At 68.0% G+C, this 24,336-nt stretch carries 27 protein-coding genes and 1 pseudogene; 17 read left to right on the top strand and 11 right to left on the bottom strand.

Annotation, left to right across the window (positions count from 1 at the left end):
- The first annotated feature begins 88 nt into the window (after nucleotides 1-88).
- From ccmA to JQ639_RS22995, 7 genes are all read left to right on the top strand, one after another.
- Nucleotides 89-694 carry a heme ABC exporter ATP-binding protein CcmA gene (ccmA, locus tag JQ639_RS23025; protein ID WP_211967975.1) on the top strand — a complete coding sequence of 202 codons (606 nt, stop codon included), beginning with the start codon at nucleotides 89-91 and terminating at the stop codon, nucleotides 692-694.
- On the top strand, nucleotides 691-1,350 hold the full coding sequence (gene ccmB, locus JQ639_RS23020) for a heme exporter protein CcmB (RefSeq protein WP_211967855.1): 660 nt from the start codon (nucleotides 691-693) through the stop codon (nucleotides 1,348-1,350). Before ccmA ends, ccmB begins: the two co-directional genes overlap by 4 nt.
- Before the next feature lie 194 nt (nucleotides 1,351-1,544).
- Complete coding sequence (locus JQ639_RS23015; RefSeq protein WP_211967857.1) at nucleotides 1,545-2,612, top strand: amidohydrolase family protein; 1,068 nt, start codon at nucleotides 1,545-1,547, stop codon at nucleotides 2,610-2,612.
- Nucleotides 2,613-2,742: 130 nt separating this feature from the next.
- A complete protein-coding gene (locus JQ639_RS23010; protein WP_211967859.1) occupies nucleotides 2,743-3,474 on the top strand; it encodes a heme ABC transporter permease in 732 nt (243 codons plus the stop codon).
- Nucleotides 3,471-3,650 (top strand): heme exporter protein CcmD, encoded by a 180-nt coding sequence (gene ccmD, locus JQ639_RS23005; RefSeq protein ID WP_249123300.1) that lies wholly within the window; start codon nucleotides 3,471-3,473, stop codon nucleotides 3,648-3,650. The genes JQ639_RS23010 and ccmD overlap by 4 nt, the downstream gene beginning before the upstream one ends.
- The gene (locus tag JQ639_RS23000; RefSeq protein ID WP_211967860.1) at nucleotides 3,647-4,264 is read left to right on the top strand and encodes a DsbE family thiol:disulfide interchange protein; all 618 of its coding nucleotides are present in this window, start codon (nucleotides 3,647-3,649) and stop codon (nucleotides 4,262-4,264) included. Before ccmD ends, JQ639_RS23000 begins: the two co-directional genes overlap by 4 nt.
- A gap of 211 nt (nucleotides 4,265-4,475) precedes the next feature.
- Nucleotides 4,476-4,841, top strand: a complete 366-nt coding sequence (locus JQ639_RS22995; protein WP_211967861.1) for a ComEA family DNA-binding protein — start codon at nucleotides 4,476-4,478, stop codon at nucleotides 4,839-4,841.
- Nucleotides 4,842-4,881: 40 nt separating this feature from the next.
- Here the strand turns inward: JQ639_RS22995 and JQ639_RS22990 are convergent, their stop codons facing one another.
- From JQ639_RS22990 to ftsY, 4 genes are all read right to left on the bottom strand, one after another.
- Nucleotides 4,882-5,799, bottom strand: coding sequence for a sterol desaturase family protein (locus JQ639_RS22990; protein ID WP_211967862.1), 918 nt, complete (start codon nucleotides 5,797-5,799; stop codon nucleotides 4,882-4,884).
- Between the two features lie 119 nt (nucleotides 5,800-5,918).
- The gene (locus JQ639_RS22985; RefSeq protein WP_211967863.1) at nucleotides 5,919-7,175 is read right to left on the bottom strand and encodes an aminopeptidase; all 1,257 of its coding nucleotides are present in this window, start codon (nucleotides 7,173-7,175) and stop codon (nucleotides 5,919-5,921) included.
- A 54-nt stretch (nucleotides 7,176-7,229) separates the two neighbouring features.
- Nucleotides 7,230-7,826 carry a septation protein A gene (locus JQ639_RS22980; RefSeq protein WP_211967864.1) on the bottom strand — a complete coding sequence of 199 codons (597 nt, stop codon included), beginning with the start codon at nucleotides 7,824-7,826 and terminating at the stop codon, nucleotides 7,230-7,232.
- A gap of 68 nt (nucleotides 7,827-7,894) precedes the next feature.
- The gene (ftsY, locus tag JQ639_RS22975) at nucleotides 7,895-8,836 is read right to left on the bottom strand and encodes a signal recognition particle-docking protein FtsY (RefSeq protein WP_211967866.1); all 942 of its coding nucleotides are present in this window, start codon (nucleotides 8,834-8,836) and stop codon (nucleotides 7,895-7,897) included.
- Nucleotides 8,837-8,888: 52 nt separating this feature from the next.
- Between ftsY and JQ639_RS22970 the strand changes: the two genes are divergently transcribed.
- Nucleotides 8,889-9,587, top strand: a complete 699-nt coding sequence (locus tag JQ639_RS22970) for an RluA family pseudouridine synthase (protein WP_211967868.1) — start codon at nucleotides 8,889-8,891, stop codon at nucleotides 9,585-9,587.
- 184 nt (nucleotides 9,588-9,771) lie between these two features.
- On the opposite strand, the gene JQ639_RS22965 is transcribed toward JQ639_RS22970, so the two are convergent.
- Genes JQ639_RS22965 through dapF form a run of 3 tightly spaced genes read right to left on the bottom strand, consistent with a single transcriptional unit; the run spans nucleotide 9,772 to nucleotide 12,468 of the window.
- Entirely contained in the window at nucleotides 9,772-10,317 is a 546-nt protein-coding gene (locus JQ639_RS22965; RefSeq protein WP_211967870.1) for a 2'-5' RNA ligase family protein, read from the bottom strand.
- Nucleotides 10,318-10,325: 8 nt separating this feature from the next.
- Complete coding sequence (mtaB, locus tag JQ639_RS22960) at nucleotides 10,326-11,594, bottom strand: tRNA (N(6)-L-threonylcarbamoyladenosine(37)-C(2))-methylthiotransferase MtaB (RefSeq protein ID WP_211967871.1); 1,269 nt, start codon at nucleotides 11,592-11,594, stop codon at nucleotides 10,326-10,328.
- Nucleotide 11,595: 1 nt separating this feature from the next.
- Nucleotides 11,596-12,468 (bottom strand): diaminopimelate epimerase, encoded by an 873-nt coding sequence (gene dapF, locus JQ639_RS22955; RefSeq protein ID WP_211967873.1) that lies wholly within the window; start codon nucleotides 12,466-12,468, stop codon nucleotides 11,596-11,598.
- Nucleotides 12,469-12,679: 211 nt separating this feature from the next.
- Here dapF and JQ639_RS22950 point away from each other — a divergent pair, with 211 nt between their 5' ends.
- On the top strand, nucleotides 12,680-13,519 hold the full coding sequence (locus tag JQ639_RS22950) for a GyrI-like domain-containing protein (RefSeq protein WP_211967875.1): 840 nt from the start codon (nucleotides 12,680-12,682) through the stop codon (nucleotides 13,517-13,519).
- Between the two features lie 11 nt (nucleotides 13,520-13,530).
- Nucleotides 13,531-14,253: an SIMPL domain-containing protein gene (locus JQ639_RS22945; protein ID WP_211967877.1), complete on the top strand. Its 723-nt coding sequence runs from the start codon at nucleotides 13,531-13,533 to the stop codon at nucleotides 14,251-14,253.
- 51 nt (nucleotides 14,254-14,304) lie between these two features.
- Here JQ639_RS22945 and JQ639_RS22940 read toward each other — a convergent pair whose 3' ends face one another.
- A complete protein-coding gene (locus JQ639_RS22940) occupies nucleotides 14,305-15,279 on the bottom strand; it encodes an MBL fold metallo-hydrolase (protein WP_211967977.1) in 975 nt (324 codons plus the stop codon).
- A gap of 218 nt (nucleotides 15,280-15,497) precedes the next feature.
- On the opposite strand from JQ639_RS22940, the gene JQ639_RS22935 reads away from it, so the two are divergent.
- From JQ639_RS22935 to rimM, 4 genes are all read left to right on the top strand, one after another.
- On the top strand, nucleotides 15,498-15,860 hold the full coding sequence (locus JQ639_RS22935; protein WP_249123301.1) for a DUF6614 family protein: 363 nt from the start codon (nucleotides 15,498-15,500) through the stop codon (nucleotides 15,858-15,860).
- A gap of 293 nt (nucleotides 15,861-16,153) precedes the next feature.
- The gene (gene ffh / locus JQ639_RS22930) at nucleotides 16,154-17,689 is read left to right on the top strand and encodes a signal recognition particle protein (RefSeq protein WP_211967879.1); all 1,536 of its coding nucleotides are present in this window, start codon (nucleotides 16,154-16,156) and stop codon (nucleotides 17,687-17,689) included.
- Between the two features lie 45 nt (nucleotides 17,690-17,734).
- Nucleotides 17,735-18,052: a 30S ribosomal protein S16 gene (gene rpsP / locus JQ639_RS22925; protein WP_211967881.1), complete on the top strand. Its 318-nt coding sequence runs from the start codon at nucleotides 17,735-17,737 to the stop codon at nucleotides 18,050-18,052.
- 258 nt (nucleotides 18,053-18,310) lie between these two features.
- Complete coding sequence (gene rimM / locus JQ639_RS22920) at nucleotides 18,311-18,847, top strand: ribosome maturation factor RimM (protein WP_211967882.1); 537 nt, start codon at nucleotides 18,311-18,313, stop codon at nucleotides 18,845-18,847.
- A 65-nt stretch (nucleotides 18,848-18,912) separates the two neighbouring features.
- Here the strand turns inward: rimM and JQ639_RS22915 are convergent, their stop codons facing one another.
- Nucleotides 18,913-20,211 (bottom strand): MFS transporter, encoded by a 1,299-nt coding sequence (locus JQ639_RS22915; protein WP_211967883.1) that lies wholly within the window; start codon nucleotides 20,209-20,211, stop codon nucleotides 18,913-18,915.
- A 49-nt stretch (nucleotides 20,212-20,260) separates the two neighbouring features.
- Nucleotides 20,261-21,496 carry a phosphonoacetate hydrolase gene (gene phnA / locus JQ639_RS22910; RefSeq protein ID WP_211967884.1) on the bottom strand — a complete coding sequence of 412 codons (1,236 nt, stop codon included), beginning with the start codon at nucleotides 21,494-21,496 and terminating at the stop codon, nucleotides 20,261-20,263.
- Between the two features lie 108 nt (nucleotides 21,497-21,604).
- On the opposite strand from phnA, the pseudogene JQ639_RS35840 reads away from it, so the two are divergent.
- Nucleotides 21,605-21,742 (top strand): annotated as a pseudogene (locus tag JQ639_RS35840) (helix-turn-helix domain-containing protein); the annotation flags it as partial.
- Nucleotides 21,743-21,784: 42 nt separating this feature from the next.
- Nucleotides 21,785-22,558 carry a LysR substrate-binding domain-containing protein gene (locus JQ639_RS22905; RefSeq protein ID WP_349644569.1) on the top strand — a complete coding sequence of 258 codons (774 nt, stop codon included), beginning with the start codon at nucleotides 21,785-21,787 and terminating at the stop codon, nucleotides 22,556-22,558.
- A 12-nt stretch (nucleotides 22,559-22,570) separates the two neighbouring features.
- Here JQ639_RS22905 and JQ639_RS22900 read toward each other — a convergent pair whose 3' ends face one another.
- Nucleotides 22,571-23,110: a TetR/AcrR family transcriptional regulator gene (locus tag JQ639_RS22900; protein WP_211967886.1), complete on the bottom strand. Its 540-nt coding sequence runs from the start codon at nucleotides 23,108-23,110 to the stop codon at nucleotides 22,571-22,573.
- Nucleotides 23,111-23,210: 100 nt separating this feature from the next.
- On the opposite strand from JQ639_RS22900, the gene JQ639_RS22895 reads away from it, so the two are divergent.
- Nucleotides 23,211-24,326 (top strand): zinc-binding dehydrogenase, encoded by a 1,116-nt coding sequence (locus tag JQ639_RS22895; RefSeq protein WP_211967887.1) that lies wholly within the window; start codon nucleotides 23,211-23,213, stop codon nucleotides 24,324-24,326.
- Nucleotides 24,327-24,336 lie beyond the last annotated feature (10 nt).

The raw sequence follows: 24,336 nt of genomic DNA, 5'->3' as shown, positions 1-24,336 counted from the left end.
CACCGCCACCTGCGACAGCCGCCGGCCCGCGGCGGGAAACCGGTACCCCTTCGCGGGGATCGTGCTTAGAAGGACAGCGATGACCACCATGCGGCTTTCCGGTGTCGGCCTGACCTGCGTTCGCGGCGGGCGACAGGTGTTTTCCGGACTGGATTTCGAGGTCGGCGCCGGCGAGGCACTGGCGATCACCGGCCACAACGGGGCCGGCAAATCGTCGCTGCTGCGGCTGATCGCCGGGCTTCTTCCGGCGGCGCAGGGGCAGATCGTGCTCGCGGGCGCGTCGTCTGGCGATCTCACGCCCGGTGAGCAGGCCCACTATCTCGGCCATCGCGATGCCTTGAAGCCGTCGCTGACCGTGCAGGAAAATCTCGCCTTCTGGCTGGATTTCCTGGGCGGCCCGCCCGGCGGTCTCGACGCCAGCCTCGCCGCGACCGGGCTCGCCCATACCCGCACGCTCCCCGCCGTCACGTTGTCGGCCGGACAGAAACGGCGTCTATCGATGGCGCGGCTGATCGCCGTCAAGCGCCCGATCTGGCTGCTGGACGAGCCGACGTCGGCGCTCGACACCGATGGCCAAAGCCTGATTGCGCGCCTGATGGCCGATCATCTCGCACAAGGCGGACTGGTCGTTGCGGCCACCCACGGCCCGCTCGGCATCGCCGCGCGCGAGCAACGGATCGGCCAGCTCTCATGATCGCGCTGATTCGCCGCGACCTGCGCATGGCCTTGCGTGCCGGTGGCGGCGCCCTGGTCGGCGTGCTGTTCTTCCTCGCCGTGGTGGTGCTGATCCCATTCGCGCTCGGTCCGGACCTCGCGCTGCTGCGCCGCCTCGGCCCGGCGATCCTCTGGCTCGGCGCGCTGCTGGCGAGCCTGCTGACGCTGGACCGCCTGTTCACCGCCGATCACGACGACGGCTCGCTCGACCTCATCCTGATGGGCCGCCTGCCGCTCGAGCTGGCGTGCCTCGCAAAGGCCATCGCGCACTGGCTCGCCGCCGGCGTGCCGCTGATCGTCGCCTCCCCGGTGCTCGGCCTGCTGCTCAACCTCGATGCGCCGGCCACGGCGGCGGTGGCGCTGACGCTGCTGGTGGGTACGCCAGCGCTGACGCTCACCGGAATGATCGGCGCCGCACTCGCGGTCAGCCTGCGCCGCGGCGGGCTGCTGCTTGCCGTGCTGGTGCTGCCGCTGTCGATCCCGGTGCTGATCTTCGGCGTCGCAGCGTCGACCGCGATCGCGACGGCCGACGGCCATGTCACCGCGCCGCTTTCGATCCTCGCCGCGCTGTCGCTCGTCGGCCTCGTCGTCGGCCCGGTCGCCGCCGCCGCCTGCCTGCGCCAGGGACTGGATTGACGGACTGCATTGACGGACCGGATTGATCGACCGGACTGACCGGCTGGACGCAAAGCCGCCGGACAGGGCCGAAACAGGCGCCGTTCATTGACGAGCTGCGGCCTTGTGCCGCAAAAACACCTGACTGTGCCTGCACCAGAGCCCACCAGATCCGTGCCCGGCCATTGCCTGGCGCCCGCAGAGACCACGACACGATGACCGATCCCGCTGCCCGCCCACCCGCAGCCACCCGCTGCGGCTGCCGTCTCGACCGCCGCCAGTTGCTGGCGGGCGGCGCAGCCTTCGCGTCAACCGCGGCGATGTCAGCCGGCCGGGCCCGCGCCGAGACGACGAGCGTGCCGTTCCGCATCGACGTCCACCATCATCTCGCGCCGCCGGACTACATCGCCGCTCTCAGCGGCAAGACCCAGCTCGCACCGGTCGCGGCGAACTGGTCGCTGTCCAGAAGCCTCGACGACATGGATACGGCGGGCGTACAGACCGCGGTGCTGTCGATCTCGACGCCCGGGCTGTGGTTCGGCGATGCCACCGCCGCCACCAGGCTGGCGCACGGCTGCAACGACTACATGGCGAAGCTGATCGCCGACAATCCCGGCCGGTTCGGCGCCTTCGCCGCCCTGCCGCTGCCCGCGATCGACGCCACGCTCGGCGAGATTGCCTACGCCCTCGACACCCTGAAGGCCGATGGCGTCTCGATGTTCACCAGCTATGGCGGCAAATGGCTGGGCGACGCACTGTTCGTGCCGGTGTTCGAGGAGCTTAACCGCCGCAAGGCCGTGGTCTCGGTGCATCCGACGACAGCGGCGTGCTGCGGCAACCTCATCCCCTACATCCCCGACAGCGTCGTCGAGTTCGGCACCGACACCACGCGCACCATCGCCAGCCTGATCTTTTCCGGCGCCGTGGAGCGCTGGCCGGACATCAAGTTCATCTTCTCCCACGCCGGCGGCACCATGCCGTTCCTGATCGAGCGCTTCGAGGTACTGGCAAACACGCCGCAGGCGACCAAGATGCTGCCCGGCGGCGTGCGGGCGCCGCTGCAGCGCTTCTTCTACGACACCGCCCAGGCGTCCAACCCGGCGGCGATGGGCGCCTTGCGCCAGCTCGTCGAGCCGACGCAGATCCTGTTCGGCACGGATTTCCCCTACCGCAACGCCCTCGAGCATGTCACCGGCCTCGCCGGTTGCAAGGTGCTGGCGCCGGACCTGCGCCGGATCGAGCGCGACAACGCCCTCGCCCTGCTGCCGCGGCTGCGTGGCTGACGCAGCCGATCGGGGACGCGTGCCGGCCGCGGCCGGTGCGCTGACGGCGTGTTCCGGCGGACGGGACGCGTCACCGCAACGTCATTGCGCCGCGCCTGACATTGCCGGCCGTTCTGCTATAAGGCCGGCCATGGCATTGATCGATCTCGCGAACCCCACTCGCTTCCTGGCCTTCGCCGGGCGCGTGCTGCCGTGGCTGACGGCGGCGACCGTGATCCTGCTGCTGGTCGGCCTGCAGCAGTCGTTCGTGGCACCTGACGACTACCAGCAGGGCGCGACGGTGAAGATCATGTTCATTCACGTGCCCAACGCCTGGCTGTCGATGTTCGTGTGGGGCGTGATGAGCGTCGCCTCGCTCGGCACGCTGGTGTGGCGCCACCCGCTCGCCGACGTCGCCGCCAAGGCCGCTGCGCCGCTCGGCGCCGCCTTCACCTTCCTCGCCCTCGTCACCGGCTCGCTGTGGGGCCGGCCGATGTGGGGCACCTACTGGGAGTGGGATGCGCGGCTGACCTCGGTGCTGATCCTGTTCCTGATGTATCTCGGCCTGATGGCGCTGTGGCATGCGGTCGAGGAGCCGTCGCGCGCCGGCCGCGCCGCCGCGGTGCTGACGCTGGTCGGCGCCATCAACCTGCCGATCATCAAGTTCTCCGTCGACTGGTGGAACACGCTGCACCAGGGCGCGTCGGTGCTGCGCATGGGCGGCTCGTCGCTCGATCCCGCCTTCCTGCGGCCGCTGCTGATCATGGCGGTGGCGTTCACCCTGCTGTTCGTCACGCTGCATCTCGCGGCGATGCGCAACGAGATCCTGCGCCGCCGGGTGCGCAGCCTGCAGATGCTGCAGGCCAGCCGGCAGCCGGCATGAGCGCCGCCATGTTCGGGCCCTACACCAGCTTCATCGTCGCCTCCTATGCGGTCGCCGCTATCGTGGTGGTCGCGCTCGTCGCGTGGGTGATTGCCGACCATCGCCGCCAGCAGCGCCTCCTGCGCGACCTCGAGGCCAGCGGCGTGACGCGCCGCTCGGGACGCGAGGCGGCATGACCACGACGTCCGCCCCACAGACGGCACCGCCGGCACGCCGGCGCTCCTGGCTCGTGGCCGCACCGCTGGTGGTGTTCGCCGCCCTCGCCGCGATCTTCTGGTTCCGCCTCGGCTCCGGCGATCCGGCGCGCCTGCCATCGGCGCTGATCGGCCGTCCCGCGCCGCAGACCGCGCTCGCCCCGCTCGAGGGCCTCGCAAGCGGCGGCGCGCCGATCCCCGGCCTCGATCCCGCCGCGTTCAAGGGCCGCGTCAGCCTTGTCAACGTCTGGGCGTCGTGGTGCGTGCCCTGCCACGACGAGGCGCCGCTGCTGCTCGCGCTCGGCAAGGACAAGACGCTGCAGGACAAGGGCCTGCAGGTGATCGGCATCAACTACAAGGACGCGCCCGACAACGCCCGGCGCTTTCTCGGCCGTTACGGCAACCCGTTCGACCGTGTCGGCGTCGACCCCAACGGCCGCGCCTCGATCGAATGGGGTGTCTATGGCGTGCCCGAGACCTTCGTCGTCGGCCGCGATGGCCGCATCGCCTACAAGCTGGTCGGCCCGATCACGCCTGACAATATCGACAGCGTGCTGAAGGCCGAGATCCTCAAGGCGATGGCCGCGAATTCCTGACGAATCCGCGTCGACGGCCCTGCCTGCGACAAGCGGCCGCGCACCGCGATCGGGAAATCGTCACGCGTTTATCTGCGGTTCATTTGGCGGCCATTGCGCCGCCCCAAACCGACCGTTGGCTGTGGGGGTCGGCGCCATCCTGGCGACGACACTTCGGGCGAAGCGCCGCGCAAGCCTTCGCCTTCTCACTTGTCCTCTGGAGGGACACACCATGCGTCGTTTTACGCTTGCAGCCTTCACCGCCCTCGGCCTCATCGCGGCTTCGCCGCTGATGGCCCAGACCGCCGCGCCGGCACCCGCCGCCGGCGCATCGAAGATGGCGCCGGTCGCCGCGCCAGCACCTGTCGCCCCTGCCAAGACGGTGGGCTCGACATCCGCCCACATCGACCTGATCGACATCAACACGGCGACGGCCGACCAACTCGACGCGCTGCCCGGTGTCGGCAAGGCCTACTCGGCTGCGATCATCAAGGGCCGTCCGTACAAGGGCAAGGACGAACTGGTGCAGAAGAACATCGTGCCGCAGAAGACCTATGACGGCATCAAGGACAAGATCGTCGCCAAGCAGAAGAGCTGACGTCAGCGCCGCTGCGCAAGACACAGCGCGTCGTCGATAATCAGCGCCCGGTGGTCGCCATGGCCGCCGGGCGCTGCATTTGATGCGTGCCGTCGGCGGATGCCGCACCACCCTGCGCCGTCGCCGGCATCAGCGTCGGCGCGGATGGCACCAGCTCCGGCGCATCCCTTTCGACAGGCGCCGCCTCGCCGGCCGGTGGCGCGACTGACGGCCGGAACGGATCGAGCAGCAGATCGACGATGCCGCGCCGGGCGAGATCACCGGTGCCGAACACCGCGGCGCGCGGCCGCTCCGGCACATACAGCGTGCCGAACAGCCAGTCCCACAGCACCAGCAGCGCGCTGAAATTGCGATCGTAGGCGTCGCGCTCGTTGGCGTGGTGCCAGTGATGGAAGCGCGGATCGACCACCACCCGCCGCAGCGGGCCGAAGCCCCAGGTGATGTTGGCGTGGCTCAGCATCGCCTGTACGCCATGCACCGTCCTGGCGACGGCGATCGCCTCCGTCGGCAGGCCGAGGACCAGCAGCGGCAGCGACGTGAAGATGCCGGTGATGGTCAGATCCACGGGATGGAAGCGATACGCCACCATCCAGTTCATCTCCTCGGCGCTGTGATGCACCTCGTGGAAGCGCCACAGCAGCGGCGTGTGCATCAGGCGATGGCTGACATAGACGCCGAGATCGGCCAGCACGACCGAGGCCACGACCTGCAGCCAGAACGGCCAGGCCGCGATCGGCGCGCCGAGGCCCGCCGGCAGCACCGCATCGACGGCGACATAGACCAGCCCGGCGGCCGCGCCGCCGAGCAGCGCGGTGACCGTCAGGTTGAAGACCAGCAGCAGGATGTTCTGGCGGCGCTCGTGGCTGAACAACACCAGCGGATAGACACAGAACAGATACTCGGCCGGCGTGAACACCAGGACCCAGAGCAAGGGCTGCAGGTAGGCGGAAAGCGACATCGGCCGGGCCTCCGGGGCGCGCAACCGACAGGGCGCGCGCCGGCGCACGCATCGCATGCGCCGCGGCAGATTGCCTCCGCGGCGATTAAGAAAGCATTATCCTTTCGCCTCGAAAGGCGTCAGGCCCACTCGCCGCCGCGCATCACCGCTTCCCGCGTGCCGTCGGCGGCGATGCCGTCAACGTCGATTTCGCCGGAACCGATCATCCAGTCGATATGAATAAGGCTGGCGTTGGCGCCCTTCTCCGCGAGCTCCGGCGGCGTCAGCTTGTCGCCGTCACGGATGCACTTGGTGTAGGCCTGCCCGAGCGCGATATGGCTCGCGGCATTCTCATCGAACAGCGTGTTGTAGAACAGAATGCCACTTTTCGAGATCGGCGACGAGTGCGGCACCAGCGCCACTTCGCCGAGCCGCCGCGCGCCCTCGTCGGTCGCCAGCACCTTGGCCAGCACGTCGGCGCCGGTGCGCGCCCGCGATTCGACGATCGCGCCGCCCTCGAAGCGCACCGCGATGTCCTGGATCAGCGTGCCCTGATAGGACAGCGGCTTGGTGCTGCGCACGACACCGTCGACCCGCAGCCGGTGCGGCGTGGTGAACACCTCCTCGGTCGGAATGTTGGCGTTGCAGACAATGCCGTTCTTGGCTGTCGACGCGCCGCCCTCCCACCAGTGATCGTCGGCGAGCCCGACCGTGAGGTCGGTGCCCGGGCCGCGGAAATGCAGCGCCGCATAGCGCTTGCCGTTGAGATAGGCGGTGCGCTTGTCGAGCGCCGCGTTGTGCTCGGCCCATTCCGCGACCGGATCGGCGCCATCGACACGCGAGGCGGCGAAGATTGCATCCCACAATCGCGCCAGCGCCACCTCCGGCGGATCGTCCGGGAACATGGCGTGCGCCCACGCCGGCGTCGCATAGGACACGATGCTCCAGTTGATCGCGAAGTTGACGATCAGCTCGAGCGCCGGCTTGTACGCCGTCGAACGCGCGCGGTTGGCGCGCGCCACCTTCTGGGCGTCCTGGCCCGACAGCAGCGAGGGATCCTCGCCGACCACCGCGAGCCGCGCGGCGCCGTCGCGGAACGCTGACGCCATGCCCTCGTAGAGCCAGTTGCTTGCCTTGTCGAAACTCTCGTCCGGCGCGAAGCGGAAGCGCGACAGCGTCGATTCGTCGTCCGAGAACAGCGTCGTGACCAGCGAGGCGCCGGCCTTGTAGGCCTGCGCGGTGATCCGCCGCACCAGCGGCAGCGCATCGACCGGCGCCGTGATCACCAGTTCCTGGCCGGCGCGCAGTTGCAGCCCGACCCGCACGGCGACTTCGGCGAGGCGATCGAGGCGTTCGTCGTGGGACAGCAGGGTGGTGCGGGCGGCGGCAATGGTCATGGGCGCTCTCTCGACCTTGGAATTGAACGTTTCAGAACGTGGCGATACCGGAGGTTAGTCGATCTTGCCGCGCTCGGCGTCGCTCGCCTCGGCGGTGGCCGGCTCGAGGTGATGGCGCTTGACCAGCGGCATCTGCAGCATGGCGAAGATCATGGTCAGCGGCACGACGCCGAACGCCTTGAAGCTGACCCAGAAATCGGTGCTCTGGGTGCGCCAGATCACTTCGTTGAGCACCGCCATGAACAGGAAGAACAGCGCCCAGCGCAGCGTCAGGCGCCGCCAGCCCTCCGGCGTCAGGTTGAACACCTGGTCGAACATGATGGCGATGAAGGAGCGACCGAACAGCAGGCCGCCGCCGAGGGTCGCCGCGAACAGGCCGTAGATGATGGTCGGCTTGACCTTGATGAAGGTCTCGTCGTGGAACACCAGCGTCAGCGTGCCGAACACCAGCACGATGATGCCGGACACGATGGTCATCAGCGGCACGTGCCGCGTGACGATGTAGGACGCCGCCATCGCCACCACGAAGGCGACCATGAAGGCGCCGGTGGCGATGAACAGATTGCCCTTGGCGTTGGCGATGAAGAACACCACCAGCGGGCCGAGTTCGGTGGCGAGCTTGAACAGCGGATGGGGCGCGTTCTTGTTCATCGATCGGTTCAGCCTGTCATGAAATGGAATGGATGATCGGTCGCGGCGTCACCGCGCCCGGTACGCTGTCAGTCCTGTCCGGCGACCGCGCGCGCGAAATCCGCGGCGGTGAACGGCGCGAGATCGTCGACGCCCTCGCCGACGCCAATGAAGTGCACCGGCAGCTTGTACCTCTCCGCAAGCGCCACGAGAATGCCGCCGCGCGCGGTGCCGTCGAGCTTGGTCATCACGAGACCGGTGACGCCCGCCGTCTTCTGGAAGGCATCGACCTGCGACAGCGCGTTCTGTCCAACGGTCGCATCGAGCACCAGCAGCACCGCATGCGGCGCGGTGACGTCGACCTTGCGCAGCACCCGCACCACCTTCTCGAGCTCGTTCATCAGCTCGGCCTTGTTCTGCAGCCGGCCGGCGGTGTCGATCAGCAGGATGTCGCAGCCATCGGCCTTCGCCGCGGTCAGCGCGTCGAACGCCAGCCCGGCGGCGTCCGCGCCGTGCTCCCGCGCCACCACCGGCGCGCCGGTGCGCTCGCCCCAGATCTTCAGCTGCTCGATGGCCGCTGCGCGGAAGGTGTCGCCCGCGGCCAGCATCACCTTGCGACCTTCGTGGGCGAATTTCTGCGCCAGCTTGCCGATGGTCGTGGTCTTGCCCGAACCATTGACGCCGACCACCAGAACGACGAACGGCTTCTGTGTGGTGTCGATCACCAGCGGCCTGGCGACCGGCGCCAGCACCTTCTCGACCTCGGCGGCCACCACTGCCTTGACCTCGTCGGCGGAGATCGCCTTGTCGTAGCGGCCATGACCGACCGCGGCGGCGATCCGGGCCGCGACCTCGGTGCCGAGGTCGGCGCGCAGCAGCACGTCCTCGATGTCCTCGACCATGGCGCGGTCGAGCTTGCGCTTGGTGACGAGATCGGCGACCGCGCTGCCGATCGAACTCGACGTCCGCTTCAGGCCGCTGGACAGCCGCCGCCACCAGCTCTGCTTGGGTTGCTCAGTGCTATCGCTCATGATCCCGCCGTGTTAGCCGTTTCCCGGACCAAACGAAAGTCACCATTCATTCATGGATACGCCGCAGCTCACCCCGGAACAGATCCAGGCCCGCGTGCTTCATCGTGACGGCCTGATGCTGGTGATCGACAAGCCGGCAGGCATTCCGGTGCACCGCGGCCCCAAGGGCGGCCCGAACCTCGAGGCGTCGTTCGATGCCCTGCGCTTCGGCCTGCCGCGGCCACCGGTGCTCGCCCACCGGCTCGATCGCGACACCTCCGGCTGCCTCGTGCTCGGCCGCCATCGCAAGGCGACGGCTTCACTCGGCTTGTTGTTCAAGCACAGCAAGGTGACCAAGACCTACTGGGCCGTGGTCGAGGGCGGCCCCGCCGAGGACACCGGCGAGATCGACATCGCGCTGGCGCCGCGCAGCGAGGAGCGCGGCTGGTGGCAGAAACCGGATCCTGCCGGCCTGCCGTCGCAGACGACCTGGCGGGTGCGCGGCCGCAGCGCCAGTCTGACATGGCTGGAGCTCGAACCGATCACCGGCCGCACCCATCAGTTGCGGGTGCATTGTGCGGCGATGGGCTGGCCGATCGTCGGCGACAATATTTATGGCAGCGGCCCGCGCTTCGGCGAGCCGTCGCTGCACCTGCATGCCCGCGCCATTGTTATCCCGCTGTCGAAGAACAAGCCGCCGGTCGAAGTCGTCGCGCCGGTGCCGGCCCATCTGCAGGAACGGCTCAAGGCGTGCGGCTGGACGGAGCCTTAGATGATTTGAAATTCGATGGACATGATCCGTCACCCGGAGGCGGCACAGCCCCGGCTTTAGCCGGGCGTTCTTAAAAGTCACAAGTCGGGCGGGCCCGACTGGTGATGAAGCGGAACCCTCGAAGGGCGACGGTCCGAACAGTGAGGCTGGGGCCGTCCATCCTTCGAGGCGCGCCAGAGCGCGCTCAGGATGACGGATTGAGGCTTCGGGGCACCAGCGCCCAGCGCGTGAGGGGCCTGACCGGCACGAACTCCGCAAGCTCGGCGGTTTCACAGCACCCCGCGAACGAGCCCCAGTACTGCTCGAACAACCGTTGTGCCAGCGCCAGCGAATGCGGCGACAACCCCGTCGCCAGCGTGACATGCGGCGTGAAGGCGTGCGGCTGATAGTCCGGCCGCACGGCGCCCGGCAGGACGGCCGCGACATCGGCCTGCAACTGCCGCAGTTCCGACGACTCGGCCAGCGCGGCATAGAGCACTCCGCTCGCAGCGCCGAATGTCTGCACGACGGTGAGCGCGATATCGAGCGCCGGCCGGCCGGCAAAGACGGCGTCGAGCGCAGCCTGCGCCGCCGCCACATCGATCTCGTCGCAAACCGCGAGCGTGACATGGGGCACATAGCCGAGCTCCGGCATGGAGCGCGACAGCTTGGTGGCGGCGAGCAAATCCCAATGCCAGCGCACGCGCGCCGCGGCCGCATCATCGAGCAACAGGCTGATCGCGTAGGCCATGACCGGATTCAGGCCGCGAGCAACCGCGCGCCGTCGTGACCGGCGATGGTCAGCGGCCGGATCGTGCCGGGCGCGGCGCCGGCAATCGCCACAGGCAGGAAGTGCTCGGTGCGACCCTGGCTCGCACTCTCGATCAGCACAGCGCGGGTGGCCCCAATATCGGCGGCGAGCCGAACGCTGAGCGCGCGCTCGCCCGCAACGCGCAGCCGCCGCGCACGATCGCGGATGGCACGGCTCTCGACCTGCGGCATCCGCGCCGCCGGCGTGCCCGGCCGCGGCGAATAGGGAAAGACATGCAGGAAGGTGAGATCGCAGGCGTCAACCAGGTCGAGCGAGCGCGTGAACATCGCCTCCGTCTCGGTGGGAAAACCGGCGATGATGTCGGCGCCGAACACCATGTCGGGCCGCAGACGCCGCACCTGCGCGCAGAACGCCACCGCATCCGCATGGGAGTGCCGCCGCTTCATGCGCTTGAGGATGAGATCATCGCCGGCCTGCAGCGACAGATGCAGGTGCGGCATCAGCCGCGCATCGTCGGCGATGGCGTCGAGCAGGTCGCGGTCGGCCTCAATGGAATCGATCGAGGAGATGCGCAGCCGCTGCAACTCCGGAACATGCCGCAGGATCTGCTTGGTCAATGTGCCAAGCTTCGGTGTGCCAGGCAGGTCCGTGCCATAGCTGGTGAGATCGACGCCGGTCAGCACGATCTCGGCGTGGCCCGCCGCGACCAGCGTGCGCACCTGATCGACCACCGCGCCCATGGGCACCGAGCGCGAATTGCCGCGGCCGAACGGAATGATGCAGAAGGTGCAGCGATGGTCACAGCCGTTCTGCACCTGCACGAAGGCGCGTGGTTGTCCCGCGCCGAAGCCGTCGACGAGATGCGGCGCCATCGCGCGCACCGCCATGATGTCGGACACCGCGATCTTCGGCGCGACATCGACGCCGAAGGGCGCATCGAACGCGGCGCGGGTGGCGCGCCAGGCTTCGGATTGCATCTTGTCGTCGTTGCCGAGCACGCGATCGACTTCGGCCATCGCGGCGAACATCGGCCCCTGCGTCTGCGCGGCGCAGCCGGTGACGACGATGCGGGCCTGCGGCCGGTCGCGTTTGAGCCGGCGGATCTGCTGGCGCGCCTGCGCCACCGCCTCGTTGGTCACCGCGCAGGTGTTGACGACGATGGTGTCGGCAAGGCCCGCGCCGGCGGCCTCGCGCCGGATCACTTCGGATTCGAACGCGTTGAGGCGGCAGCCGAAGGTGACGACGTCGATGGTCATCTCAGGTCAGGTTGGCGAACAGCGCCGGGTCGAACCGGCCCTCGAACTCGAAATCGGCGGCGCCGGTCATCAGCACGTGGTCGTCGCTGTCGCGCCACTCGATCACGAGGTCGCCGCCCGGCAGGGTGATCCTGACCTTGCGGTTGGCGCGGCGCAGCCGTGCCGCCGCGACCGCGGTGGCACAGGCCGCCGAACCGCACGCCCTGGTCAGTCCAGCCCCACGCTCCCAGGTGCGAATCACGATGTGCTCGCGATCGACGACATGGGCGAGGGTGATGTTGGCGCGCTCGGGGAAAATCGGGTGATTTTCCAGCAGCGGCCCGAAGCGGCCAAGGTCGTAGGCATTGATGTCATCGACCCAGAAGATCGCATGCGGATTGCCCATGCTGACCACCGAGGGCGTGTGCAGCACCGGCGCATCGATCGGTCCGATCTGCAGCTCGATGGCGCGGGTGTCGCGGAACTCCTCGGCGAGCGGAATGTCCTTCCAGCCAAGCCGTGGCGGCCCCATGTCGACGGTATAGGTGCCCGGTGTCGGGCCCTGCCAGCAATTCAGGAGACCGGCCCGGGTCTGGAACGTCAGCGCCGCCTTGCCGGTGGCCTCGAACACCCGTCGCGCCACGCAGCGCATGCCGTTGCCGCAGGCCGCCGCCTCCGAGCCGTCGTTGTTGTAGATGCGGATGAACGCTTCCGTGCCCTGCAACTGCGGGGGCATCAGCACCATCAGCTGGTCGTAAGGCACGCCGGCGGGCGCCGCGATCGCGCGCGCCTCCGCCGGACTGACCGCAGCCGCCGAATCGCGCAGGTCGAGAACGACGATCTCGTTGCCGATGCCGTTCATCTTGATGAAGCTGTGGTTGGCGAGCGCGCTCATGGCATCCTTCGGGGCAGCGTCCGCAGCCGGACGCAACGGTCTGTCCGGCCTATATGGCGAAGACGGCGACCGTTGGCCAGCCCTGGCGGCCGCCGCGCGGCGTGCCTGCTTTTTGCCGCCATGTTGTCATGACATATCTGTCATGGGACGAGAGCGAAGCCGGCATGATAGGGTCCGCCGCCATTCGGCACGTCATCTGGGGAGACATGGAATGAACCGCGCCCGCCTACGTCGTCTTGCACTCACCACGCTGGTGCCGGCCGCGGCGATAACCCTTAGCCTGACCACGGGGTGGGCCCAGTCGCCTCCGGCGGCGGCCCCTGCCACCCCGGCAGCGCCCGCGGCTCCCGCCACACCTCCCCCGACGTCTCCGGCCGCGACACCGGCCCCTGCCGCGCCCGCCGCGGACAGCAAGCCGGCCGCGCCAGCGGCAGGAACGGCTGCGACGCCCGCCGCACCGGCGGCTGCCGCGCCGGCCGCGTCAACACCCGCCGCAACGCCGACATCCCCTCCTGCCGCCCAGGCGCCAGCAACCCCGCCGGCCACGGCCCAGACCCCGCCCGCCACACCTGACCAGAAGGTGCAGACCGCCGATCCGTTCGGCGAGGAGACGACGCTGACGCCGAAGACGGTTGTCGTGATCAAGGGCAAGGCCAACTGGGATTCCGCGTTCGACGCCCTGATCGAGGCGCTGAAGATGCTGACCACCGCCCTCGACAAGCAGGGCATCAAGCAGTCCGGCCCGGCCCTGATCGTCTACACCTCGACCGACGACACCGGCTTCACGTTCCAGGCCGAGCTTCCGGTCGACCAGGAGCCGAAGGGCCTGCCGAAGGACATCACCGTCGGCAAGTCGCCGGACGGCAAGGTGCTGAAATTCGTCCATCGCGGGTCCTACGACAACATGGACAACACCTACGAGGCGATCACCAATCACCTCGACGAGAAGCGCCTCGAGGCCAAGGACACCTTCATCGAGGAATATGTCACCGATCCGCTGAAGACCGCGGAGGACAAGCTCGTCATCAATGTTTTCGTACCCCTGAAGTGAGTGACCGCACCATGAAACGTTCGACCGCCCTCCCGCTCGCCCTGATCTGCGCCACGGCCCTGTCCGGCGCGTCGGCGTTCGCCTCGGCCGCCCGCGCCGAAAGTGTGCCGCCGCCCTCGATCACGGTGAGCGGCGAAGCGACGTTGTCGGTGGTGCCCGACCGGGCCGAGATCGACGGCGGCGTGACCTCCGAGGCGAAGACCGCCCGCGAGGCCGCCGATGCCAACAACAAGGCGATGGCCAATGTGCTGGCGGCGCTCAAGGCGGCCGGCATTGCCGACAACGACATCCAGACCTCGCGGCTGTCGCTGCAGCCGCAGAGTTCGGCAAGCCGCAACGGCAACGGCCCGCTGCAGATCACCGGCTATCGCGCTTCCAACCGCGTGATGCTGACGCTGCGCGACGTCACCAAGGTTGCCGGCGCGATCGATTCGCTCGTCGGGGCCGGCGCCAACGAGATCAGCGGCATCAGCTTCTCGGTGTCGCAGGCGTCCAAGCTGATGGACGACGCCCGCGGCCGCGCCATCGCCGACGCCCGCCGCAAGGCCGAGATCTACGCCAAGGCGGCCAACGTTTCGCTCGGCGAGCCGCTGAGCATTTCCGAGGACGGCGCGCCGGGACCGGTGCCGATGTACGCGCGCAAGATGGCGGCGGATGTTGCCGCGACGCCGGTGGCGCCGGGCTCCGAGACGCTGCGCATCTCGGTCAGCGTCTCCTACGCGATCAAGCCGTAACAAGGCTTCGTCGAACGATCCCGACAATGGCGCGCCGGAGGCCCCGGCGCGTCACAACGCGAACACCTCGCCCGGCTTCAGCACGCGAAAGCGCTCGCGCGGCACGCCGGCGGAATCGAGCGCGTGGCCGAGATGCTCGGCCGGCTCGCCGATCGGCTCATCGGTCAGCTGGAAGGTGCCGTGATGGTGCGCAAGCGCCTGCTCTGCGCCACAGTCGGCCAGCGCCTTGACGGCGTCCTCAGGATTCATGTGCTGGTCGCGCATGAACCAGCGCGGTTCATAAGCACCGATCGGCAGCAGCGCCAGGCGCAACGCACCGTGGCGCTCGCGCACGCGGCGAAAGTGCACGCCGTCGCCATAGCCGGAATCGCCGACCGCATAAATCTTGCCCGCCGGCGTCTCCAGCACGAAGCTCGCCCACAGGGCCTGATTGCGGTCGAACAGGCCGCGCGCGGTCCAGTGCCGCGTCGCCACCAGATGCACCGCAACGCCGTCGCCGAGATGGACGCGGTCGCCCCAGTCATAGGCTTCGGCGCGAATGGCGCGGTCGTGGGCGCGCATGGTGAGATCGTTGCCGAGCGGCGTGACCACGCGCGGCGCATGCACGGCGTTCAGCCGCGACAGCGTCGCGAGGTCGAGATGATCATAGTGGCCGTGCGACACCAGCACGACGTCGATCGGCGGCAGCGCGGCGAACGCGATGCCAGGATCGTTGACGCGTTTCGGGCCGAGCGAGGCGAACGGCGATGCCCGCATCGACCACACCGGATCGACGAGGATATTGAGGCCGCCGGTCTGGATCAGCCACGAAGCGTGGCCGACGAACACGACGCGCGCCGCGGCGCCCTCGACGCGCGCCGGCGGCGTGTCGCTCAACGGCGAGGGATGCCATGCCGGCCATTGCGCCGGCTTGCGCGTGCGCTGCCACTGCCAGACGTCGCGCAGCCGCTTGGGTGGGCTGCCGTCGGGATCAAAGAAATGCTTGCCGTTGAAATGGTCGGTGACGGGGCCCTGGTAGCGCGGCATCGAGACATCCGGGTGGGAAGGAGTGGAGGAAGGAGTTGAGGAACGAATATCGAGCGAGATTCCGGGTTCACGATTGCGGCGTGCCCCGGAATGACAAACTTTTCCGGACTTCGTCATTCCCTGATGGCCCGAAGGGCCGGACCCGGAATCTCTGCCGAACCGGAAAGCGGGTGGATCAGTGAGCCCGGCCGCCTCTAGGATGACGGTTCCGATCCGACATGGTGCCGACGATGACGATTTACAACGCCTGGTTCGACCTCAATCCAGGGGTGAGCGACACGACCTTTAGCGACAACCTTGCCGCCTATCTCGGCCGGCTGAAGGCCGAGGGGCTGCTGGTGCGCTGGCGGCTGATGCGCCGCAAGCTCGGACTCAGCGGCGCCGATGTCGGCGAGTTTCACCTGATGATGGAGTTCGAAAGCCTGGACCAGCTCGACCGCGCCCTTGCGCTTGTCGGGTCCCGCCGGGAACCGGTCGAGAGCCTGCATTTTGGCGTCAACGCCCTGGTCCAGAACGTGAAATTTGCCCTCTACCGCGATTTTCCGGATCCGACGCGGCACCGCGGCGAGGAAAAATTCTAATTCGATCAATCTCTTAATTGGATGCCGGGTGACGGCGGCGGCACACCGGGCATTGACTTTCCACCCCATAGCCGCTTTAAGTCCGCCCACTTTCGGAAAGATCTTCTTTTCGACCCGCCGCCCGGTCCATGAGGCCGGAGGTCAACGCCCGACAGCGCTGTGCGCCCTCGGGCGCAAACGTGTTTTGTGCGCCGGACCGTCCGGCACGCGGGCGCGGCGGAGCGGAACGGGATCTTCAACATGCATCCGTCGGGGCCTTGTGTCCTGCGGGGCGAGGCAGCGGGAAGACAGACGTGTTCGACAATCTGTCGGAAAAGCTTGGCGGCATTCTAGACCGGCTGACGCGGCGCGGCGCGCTGACGGAAGCCGATGTCGATGCGGCCATGCGCGAGGTTCGCCGCGCGCTGCTCGAGGCCGACGTCGCCCTCGACGTCGTGCGCAGCTTCACGGACAAGGTCCGCGAGCAGGCGATCGGCGCCACCGTCGTCAAGTCGGTGACCCCCGGCCAGATGGTGGTCAAGATCGTCCACGACCAGCTGGTCGAGACGCTGGGCTCCGACAGCCAGACCATCGATCTCAACGCCCCCGCCCCGGTCGCCATCATGATGGTGGGTCTGCAGGGTTCGGGCAAGACCACCACCACCGCGAAACTTGCCCGCCGCCTCACCCAGCGCGACAAGCGCAAGGTGCTGATGGCCTCGCTCGACGTGCGCCGTCCGGCCGCGATGGAGCAGCTCGCCGTGCTCGGCCGTGACAACGGCATCGACACCCTGCCGATCGTCGCTGGCCAGCAGCCGCCGCAGATCGCGACCCGCGCGCTGCAGGCCGCCAAACTCGGCGGCTACGACGTCGTGCTGCTCGACACCGCCGGCCGCACCACCCTCGACGAAGAGATGATGGTCGAGGCCGCGCAGGTGAAGGCCGCCGGCCAGCCGCACGAGGTGCTGCTGGTCGCCGACTCCCTGACCGGCCAGGATGCCGTCAACGTCGCCCGCGCCTTCAACGAGCGCGTCGGCCTCACCGGCATCGTGCTGACCCGCGTCGACGGCGACGGCCGCGGCGGCGCCGCGCTGTCGATGCGCGCCGTCACCGGCCGGCCGATCAAGCTGCTCGGCGTCGGCGAAAAATCCGACGCGCTGGAAGACTTCCATCCCAGCCGTATCGCCGGCCGCATCCTCGGCATGGGCGACGTGGTGTCGCTGGTCGAGAAGGCCGCGGCCAATATCGACGCCGAAAAGGCCGCCCGCGCCGCCGAGAAGATGCGCAAGGGTCAGTTCGACCTCGGCGACCTGCGCGACCAGCTGCTGCAGATGCAGAACATGGGCGGCCTCGGCGGCCTGATGGGCCTGATGCCCGGCATCGCCAAGATGAAGAACCAGCTCGCCGCCGCCAATCTCGACGACAAGGTGGTGAAGCGCCAGGTCGCGATCATCGATTCGATGACCCGCGGGGAGCGCAAGAATCCCGACGTGCTCAAGGCCAGCCGCAAGAAGCGCATCGCCGCCGGCTCCGGAACCAAGGTCGAGGACGTCAACAAGCTGCTCAAGATGCACCGGAACATGGCCGACATGATGAAGGCCATGGGCGGCGCCAAGCGCGGCCCGCTCGCCGGCCTCGCGCAGGCGATGGGCTTTGGCGGCGGCATGCCGTCACCCGACCAGCTCAAGGCGATGGCGGAGAAGATGCCAGGCGGATTGCCGCCGGGCATGCCGTCGCTGCCGAAGGATTTTCCGGGCGGCTCGCCGACCGGACTGCCGGGCCTTCCGGGGCTTGGAAAACCGACATTGCCGGGCCTCGGAGGTTTTCCGGGCATTGGCAAGAAGAAGTAACTGCCTTTCACACCATTCATCGAACAGACACTTAAGGAGAAACCCATGTCCGTCGTGATCCGCCTCGCCCGTGCAGGCACCAAGAAGCGTCCCGTCTACCATGTCGTCGTCGCCGACTCGCGCTTCCCGCGCGATGGCCGCTTCATCGAGCGTCTCGGCCACTTCAACCCGCTGCTGCCGAAGGACAACGAGGCCCGCCTCAAGCTCGACCTCGAGAAGGTCAAGGCCTGGCTCGCCAAGGGCGCGCAGCCGTCGGACCGCGTGTCGCGCTTCCTCGACGCCGCCGGCATTGCCAAGCGCACCCCGCGCAACAACCCCGAGAAGGCCGTGCCGCGCAAGGAGCGCAAGGCCGCTGCGGCCTAAGCTGGTCTGAGCTTGCCGTAATGCCCGGCTGATGCGCCGGGTTATCCGGCTCAGAGGCACCCGCACTCTCTGCGTCATCACCGGGCCGCCGCGAAGCGGCGTGACCCGGTGATCCAGCTTCAAAATTCACGTTACGCTGCGAGTAAGCTGGATTGCCGGGTCAAGCCCGGCAATGACGCGGAATTTGTGGCACTGCCTACGTCTCCAGTGAGCCGCCGGACAATCGCGGCTCATGCCGGCGATGAAGCCTTTCACGGAATGACGCTATTGGCGCAGGACACCAAAATCTGCGTTGCCAAAATCGGCGCTGCGCATGGCGTGCGTGGCGAGGTGAAGCTGTGGCCGTTCACGGAAGACCCGCTCGCGGTGCTGCACTATGGCCCGCTGTCGACCCGGGACGGTGCGCGGCAGTTCGAAGTGGTGCGGGCGCGGGAGGCCAAGGGCCATCTCGTCGCGACGATCAAGGGCGTCGCCAGCCGCAACGATGCCGAACCGCTGAACGGCCTTGAACTCTACATCGCCCGTGACAAGCTGCCGCCCACAGCGGACGACGAATACTACCATGCTGACCTGATCGGCCTCGCTGCTGAAACCGCCGCGGGCGAACCGATCGGCCGGGTGCTGGCGCTTCACAATTTCGGCGCGGGCGACATCATCGAGATCGCGCCGCCCAAGGGCCCGACCCTGATGCTGCCCTTCACCAACGCGGTGGTGCCGACCGTCGACATCGCCGGCGGCCGGATCGTCGTCGAACTGCCGCAGGAAATCGACGGCGACAGCCCGGACGCGGCCTGAGCATTTTACTTTTGTTTTGACCCGTTTCTTCCCGCGAGCCGGGCCCCACGTCGCTCCAAAACGCTTTACCGCCGGATGAGAAGCGCAGACAGCGCGCTGCCGACGCACAGCACCGCGACGATCGGGAAGATGATCGACGTATCTCCTGTGTGGTCCATGAAGCGCCCGATCAGCGGCTCCCCGAGCCCCGCGCAGCCGTAGGACATGAAGTTCAGGAGACCGGTCGCGGTCCCCGACAGGCGCCGGCCGAAGAGATCCGGACACAGCGCCCAGAACGACGACGCCGGCCCGAACACGAAGAAGCCGCAGAGGAACAGCCCGGCGATGCCGAGCAGGCTGCCATGGGGCACGAATTCCATCGCGATGGCGATGAGCGCGGCCAGCACCATGGACGTGATGATGGCGAGGTATCGTCGCGACCGGAAGACGATGTCGGACATCCAGCTGTTGGTCGCGGCTCCCAGCGCCATGCCGACCGGCAACGCCACCGTGATCCACGCCGGATCGATCACCGCCGACGCCGACTTCCAGTTGGGGCCGAGAAAGTGCACGGGAATCCAGACCAGCAGGGCATAGCGCGCCGCGTTCTGGAATCCGATCGAGAGGCCGGCGGCATAGAGCCGCCAGTTCGACAGCACGGCGCGGTAGCGCGCAACGCTGGTCGTCGTATCGACGGCCGCCGCGCCGGCCTCATCCGGCGCCTTGTCGTCGCCGGGACCGGCGAGTCCGAGATCCTCCGGCCGCTCGCGCACCGTGACAAACATCACGATGGCGCCGAACAGCATCAGCAGCACCGACAGGCGAAACATCCAGCGCCAGTCGAGACCGAAACCGCCGAGGATGACGATGGGCAGCAGATACGCCAGGACCGACGAAAAGCCGGACATGCCGATATAGAACGAATAGACGAAGCCGCGGTTCTTGTGCCCCCACCAGTTCGACAGCAACCTGCTGCCCGGCGCAAACCCCATTGCCTGGAAATAGCCGTTCAGCCCCCATGCGAGCAGGAGACCGACGAAACCCGTGGCGAAGCTGGTCGCCCAGTTCGCCGCGAATGACAGCGTGGCGCCGGCGAGCATCATGACCCGCCCGCCCCACTTGTCGCCGAGATTGCCGTTGATCGACTGGCCGAGCGCATAGGCCCACAGCATCGACGCGCTGACCCAGCCCAGCATTTCCTTGGAGAGCCCTAGCTCCTTCTGGATGCTGGGGATCGCAAATCCGAAGGTCTGCCGGCCGGTGTAGTAGAACAGGTAACAGAACGACACGCCCAACAATGCCGCCCATTTGTAGCGCCTGTAGTCCGTATCGGCATCCGGCTCAGCGGCCAGCGGCCGTGCGATGGCCTGCCCTGTCTCGAGCATGACGTCCCTCCCTGGATGATATTTTTATGATTGGCCCGGTGCGGCGCGCCTAAAGCAGCGCGCCGTTCAACGCGAAGTCGAAGATGTCGAAGTTGCGAACACGCCTCGCGCTCGCGACCTCGCGGTAGGCCTGACTGACCGGATGCGAGAGAATGAACGGAACGATCTGCTCGCTCAGTCCGCCATGAGAGCGCAGGCGATGCCCCTTGAGGCCGGCAAGGTCATGCTCGGCCCGGCTCGAACCGATGACCGTGTGGGTGTCACCGATCGCGACGAAATCGCCCTCGCGGTCGAGTGGCATCTGATAGCGGCGGGCGGCGCTCTCGCCGTCGAGGACGAGGGCGATGCCGGGAAGAGCCGTCGCCGCGTCCATGACTTCGGCGAGGTCCAGCCTGGCGCGCAGGTAGACCCGCACGAACGAGCCGAGAGCGCCGTGATGCTTCACGAACGGATCGGTGATCGGGCAGATGACGCGCACCGCGCCCGGTCCGAACTGCCGGTTGAGCTCCTCCTCGAGGAAGACGACGCGCGGCGTTCCGTCCGCGTTGATCTTGTCGTTCATGCCATGATCGGCAATGAGGCCGACGACGGCGCCGAGTTCGGCGAGCCGGCCAACCTTCGCATCGACTGCACGGTGGAAGGCGTCCGCCTCGGGATCGCCCGGACCATGGCCATGCTGCACCAGGTCCGACAGCGACAGATAGAGAAGCTCCGCGCGACCCTGCTCCAGCAGCCTGATGCCCGCATCGAGCACGAACAGCGACAGATCGGGGCTGTACATGTCAGGCGTCGGCCGCCCGACCAATGCCTCGACGTTGTCGATGCCGTTGTCGGCGAGCGTCGCCTGTCCAGCCTTTTCCGACGAAAAGCAGATCCCGTTCGTCATGCGGTGGCCGAGCATCTTGCGCAGCTTGTCCTTGGCCGTAACCGCCACGACCCGCACGCCGGCACGCGACATCTCGGCGAGGATGGTCGTCGCCCGCATCGGGCTGGCGTCGACGATCATGATCTCCTCGCCGGTCGCCCGGTCGAGGTAGTAGTTGCCGGAAATGCCGTGAACCAGCGGTGGCGCGCCGGTCACGATCGACACGTTGTTCGGATTGGTGAAGGTCGGCATCGCCGCATCGGCGAGGGTCGAAAAGCCGTCGCGCATCATCCGCGAGATGTTGGGAAAGACCTTCTCGGCGCCGCCGAAGTTGAGATAGCGCGGGTCGCAACCGTCGAGACACACCACCACCGTTGGCCGCTTCGGTTTTGCGTAGGTTCGTCCGTTGACCTCGATCATGATGCCCTTCGTTTGGCTGGAAACTGTCAATCGATCGGGCCGGACCGTAGGGCGGCGGCCGGCGAATAAAAATTGACTTATTGGCGATGAATCGTAACTTTTATTCCCATGAAACTGCGCGACCTCCCGCTCGTCTCGCTGCGCACCTTCGCCGTCGTGGCCGATTGCGGCAGTGTCACAGCCGCCGCTGAAGCCCTCGGCGTCACCCACAGCGCCGTCAGCAAACAGGTCAAGCAGCTCGAGCGCTGGCTGGGGCAACCGCTCTACCTTCTCGAAGGGCGCAGGCTCGTGCTGACGCCGTTCGGCACCCTGCTGTCCAGCAAGCTCGGTGCTGCCCTCGACGACATCGCCGGCGCCTGCGCCTATGTGCAGCGCCAGCGGGGACGCCGGACCATCACGGTAGAGGCGCCGGCGACGTTCGCGATGTACTGGCTGTTGCCGCGCGTCAGCGCGTTCCGCGCACGCGAGCCGCAGACCGATGTCTGGGTGTCGACGCGCATGACCGGACAATCACCGAACTTGGCTGGCCATGATCTCGTGATCGTGCGTGGTGAGGCGGCCCCGACGTCCACCCGCCTGAGCGAGCGCGTATTCCTCCTGCGCGAGGACATGACGGTGCTGAGTTCGCCGAAACTGCTGGCGAGCAAGCCGCTGGCGAAGCCCGCCGACGTCACGCGCCATGCGCTGATCGAATCGATGACCCGGCCGCAGGACTGGCAGGCCTGGCTGCAGCAGGCCAATGTCGGCAACGCCATCGTGGCTGGCGGGCACCGGTTCGATCATTTGTTCGTGGCAATTCAGGCCGTCAAGGATGGCCTCGGATCGCTGGTGGCGCCGCGCAACCTGCTTCAGCTGGCGATCGCCAGCCAAGAGCTCGCGTGTCCGTTCCCTCACCTCAATTTTCCGGGCGAGGCGTATTTCGCCTATCTCGCCGGCGGCAGCATCGATCCGGCCATGACGAGGTTCAGGGACTGGCTGGTCCAGGAAGGGCAATCGCAGACCGCGCCGGGCGACGCACCGGTTGCGCCGAAGCGCGCCAGGCCGCGCCGCCGCGCCACGTGACACACGCGCGTTTCAGCGCGCCAGCGCCGTCATCTGCCGCACGAAAGCCGCGTCGAGCGGCTCGTCCATGAAGAGGCGGTACCACAGCGCACCATAGATCGCGAACACCAGGGCCTCGCGGCGGCGCGCCTCGACGCCGGCATGGGCGAGGCAACGGCGCAGCGCCTCGCGCCGCGGTTCGATCAGCCGCGCCCTGACCTTGTCGCGCAGCGCCGCATCGAACTGGGCCTGCGCCATCAGCGAGCGCAGCACCGGGCCGGCGCGGGTCGCGCCCTCACACACCTTGCTCAGAAATGCCGGCAGCGATTCCGTCTCCGTGATCGAGATGCGTCCCTCGGCCCAGTCCTCCAGCGCATCGAGCACGAGATCGGCCTTGCCCGCCCACCAGCGATAGATCGTCTGCTTGCCGGTGCCCGCATGCGCCGCGATCGCGTCCATGGTCACCTCGGCGTAGCCGCGGCTCACCACGAGATCGTAGGCCGCGTCGAGGATCGCCCGCCGCGCCGCGTCGCTGCGCGGCCGCCCGCGCACCTTGCCGTCGGTATCGTCCATCGCCTGCGGCCCTTCCCTTCCTGCTCGCCACACCCTTGCGAGACTTCAAGTCTCGGAATATATTCGAGACTGTAAGTTTCGAAATTGGAGGATATCGACCATGGCGATTTCCGACAAGGCTCCGTCTTCCGCGCCCTCGCACCACCGGGCCTGGCGGCTGCACGCGCCCGGCGACCTGCGCTACGACGAAGTGCCGACGCCCGCGCCGGCCGCCGACGGCGTTGTCGTCGCTGTCGAAGCTGCGATGGTGCTGTCCTACACCGACAAGGTGCTGTCGGGCGCCGTGCCCTATGGCTTGCCGCCGGTCCCGTTCGTGCCCGGCACCAATGCCATCGCGCGGGTGATCGCGACCGGACGCGACGTCGGCCATGTCGCGGTGGGCGACCGTGTGTTCCTGAGCCCGCATCTGCGCGCGGATACGCCGGACCGCGAACCGGCGCAGATCCTGATCGGCCTGACACGGATGGGGGATACGCCGGCGACGCACGCGCTGCAGCGGCGCTGGGGCGATGGCGTCTTCGCACAGATCGCGCACTGGCCCGCCGCCTGTGCGACGCCGCTGCGCGGCCTCGACGACCGCCCGGCCACCGAGCTGCTCGGCCTCGCCAAGCTGGTGGTGCCGTTCGGCGGCCTGCAGCGCATGCATCTCGGCGGCGGCCAGACTGTGATCGTCAACGGCGCCACCGGCTATTTCGGCTCGGGCGCGGTGATGCTGGCGGTGGCGATGGGCGCGGCGCGGGTCGTCGCCGTCGGCCGCAACGCCGCCGCGCTCGACACGCTGCGTGCGACCTTCGGCCCGCGCGTCGTGCCGGCGGTCGTGGGCGGCACGAACGCCGCCGCGGACCTCGACGTCATCCGCACCGCGGCCGGCGGCGCGGCGGATGCGGCGCTCGATCTGCTCGGCAGCGCCCGGAGCACCTCGACCACGCTGTCGACCTTGCGCGCGCTCAAGCGCGGCGGTCGCCTGGTGATCATGGGCAGCGCCGAGGTGCCGCTGGAGATCTCGTTCCGCGAACTGCTCGCCAACGACTGGGAGATCGTCGGCCAGTTCATGTATGCGCGCACCGCGCCCGCCGATCTCGCGGCACTCGCCGCAGCCGGGCTGCTCGATCTCGGCAGGATCGCGGTGCGGCGCTTTGCACTCGACCAGTTGCCTGCGGCGATCGCAGCGGCGGCGACCATGCAGGGTCTCGACCTCACCGCCATCGTGCCCTGACGACGGATGC

It is taken from the genome of Bradyrhizobium sp. U87765 SZCCT0048 (genome assembly GCF_018131225.1).
In the GTDB taxonomy this organism is placed as follows: Bacteria; Pseudomonadota; Alphaproteobacteria; order Rhizobiales; family Xanthobacteraceae; genus Bradyrhizobium_A.
This window is presented reverse-complemented; position numbering and strand designations above follow the sequence as displayed.

Coding starts and splice junctions, on each gene's coding strand:
- ccmA (WP_211967975.1), top strand. CDS start 89: ATGCGGCTTTCCGGTGTCGGCCTGACCTGCGTTCGCGGCGGGCGACAG.
- ccmB (WP_211967855.1), top strand. CDS start 691: ATGATCGCGCTGATTCGCCGCGACCTGCGCATGGCCTTGCGTGCCGGT.
- JQ639_RS23015 (WP_211967857.1), top strand. CDS start 1,545: ATGACCGATCCCGCTGCCCGCCCACCCGCAGCCACCCGCTGCGGCTGC.
- JQ639_RS23010 (WP_211967859.1), top strand. CDS start 2,743: ATGGCATTGATCGATCTCGCGAACCCCACTCGCTTCCTGGCCTTCGCC.
- ccmD (WP_249123300.1), top strand. CDS start 3,471: ATGAGCGCCGCCATGTTCGGGCCCTACACCAGCTTCATCGTCGCCTCC.
- JQ639_RS23000 (WP_211967860.1), top strand. CDS start 3,647: ATGACCACGACGTCCGCCCCACAGACGGCACCGCCGGCACGCCGGCGC.
- JQ639_RS22995 (WP_211967861.1), top strand. CDS start 4,476: ATGCGTCGTTTTACGCTTGCAGCCTTCACCGCCCTCGGCCTCATCGCG.
- JQ639_RS22990 (WP_211967862.1), bottom strand. CDS start 5,799: ATGTCGCTTTCCGCCTACCTGCAGCCCTTGCTCTGGGTCCTGGTGTTC.
- JQ639_RS22985 (WP_211967863.1), bottom strand. CDS start 7,175: ATGACCATTGCCGCCGCCCGCACCACCCTGCTGTCCCACGACGAACGC.
- JQ639_RS22980 (WP_211967864.1), bottom strand. CDS start 7,826: ATGAACAAGAACGCGCCCCATCCGCTGTTCAAGCTCGCCACCGAACTC.
- ftsY (WP_211967866.1), bottom strand. CDS start 8,836: ATGAGCGATAGCACTGAGCAACCCAAGCAGAGCTGGTGGCGGCGGCTG.
- JQ639_RS22970 (WP_211967868.1), top strand. CDS start 8,889: ATGGATACGCCGCAGCTCACCCCGGAACAGATCCAGGCCCGCGTGCTT.
- JQ639_RS22965 (WP_211967870.1), bottom strand. CDS start 10,317: ATGGCCTACGCGATCAGCCTGTTGCTCGATGATGCGGCCGCGGCGCGC.
- mtaB (WP_211967871.1), bottom strand. CDS start 11,594: ATGACCATCGACGTCGTCACCTTCGGCTGCCGCCTCAACGCGTTCGAA.
- dapF (WP_211967873.1), bottom strand. CDS start 12,468: ATGAGCGCGCTCGCCAACCACAGCTTCATCAAGATGAACGGCATCGGC.
- JQ639_RS22950 (WP_211967875.1), top strand. CDS start 12,680: ATGAACCGCGCCCGCCTACGTCGTCTTGCACTCACCACGCTGGTGCCG.
- JQ639_RS22945 (WP_211967877.1), top strand. CDS start 13,531: ATGAAACGTTCGACCGCCCTCCCGCTCGCCCTGATCTGCGCCACGGCC.
- JQ639_RS22940 (WP_211967977.1), bottom strand. CDS start 15,279: ATGCCGCGCTACCAGGGCCCCGTCACCGACCATTTCAACGGCAAGCAT.
- JQ639_RS22935 (WP_249123301.1), top strand. CDS start 15,498: ATGGTGCCGACGATGACGATTTACAACGCCTGGTTCGACCTCAATCCA.
- rpsP (WP_211967881.1), top strand. CDS start 17,735: ATGTCCGTCGTGATCCGCCTCGCCCGTGCAGGCACCAAGAAGCGTCCC.
- rimM (WP_211967882.1), top strand. CDS start 18,311: ATGACGCTATTGGCGCAGGACACCAAAATCTGCGTTGCCAAAATCGGC.
- JQ639_RS22915 (WP_211967883.1), bottom strand. CDS start 20,211: ATGCTCGAGACAGGGCAGGCCATCGCACGGCCGCTGGCCGCTGAGCCG.
- phnA (WP_211967884.1), bottom strand. CDS start 21,496: ATGATCGAGGTCAACGGACGAACCTACGCAAAACCGAAGCGGCCAACG.
- JQ639_RS22900 (WP_211967886.1), bottom strand. CDS start 23,110: ATGGACGATACCGACGGCAAGGTGCGCGGGCGGCCGCGCAGCGACGCG.
- JQ639_RS22895 (WP_211967887.1), top strand. CDS start 23,211: ATGGCGATTTCCGACAAGGCTCCGTCTTCCGCGCCCTCGCACCACCGG.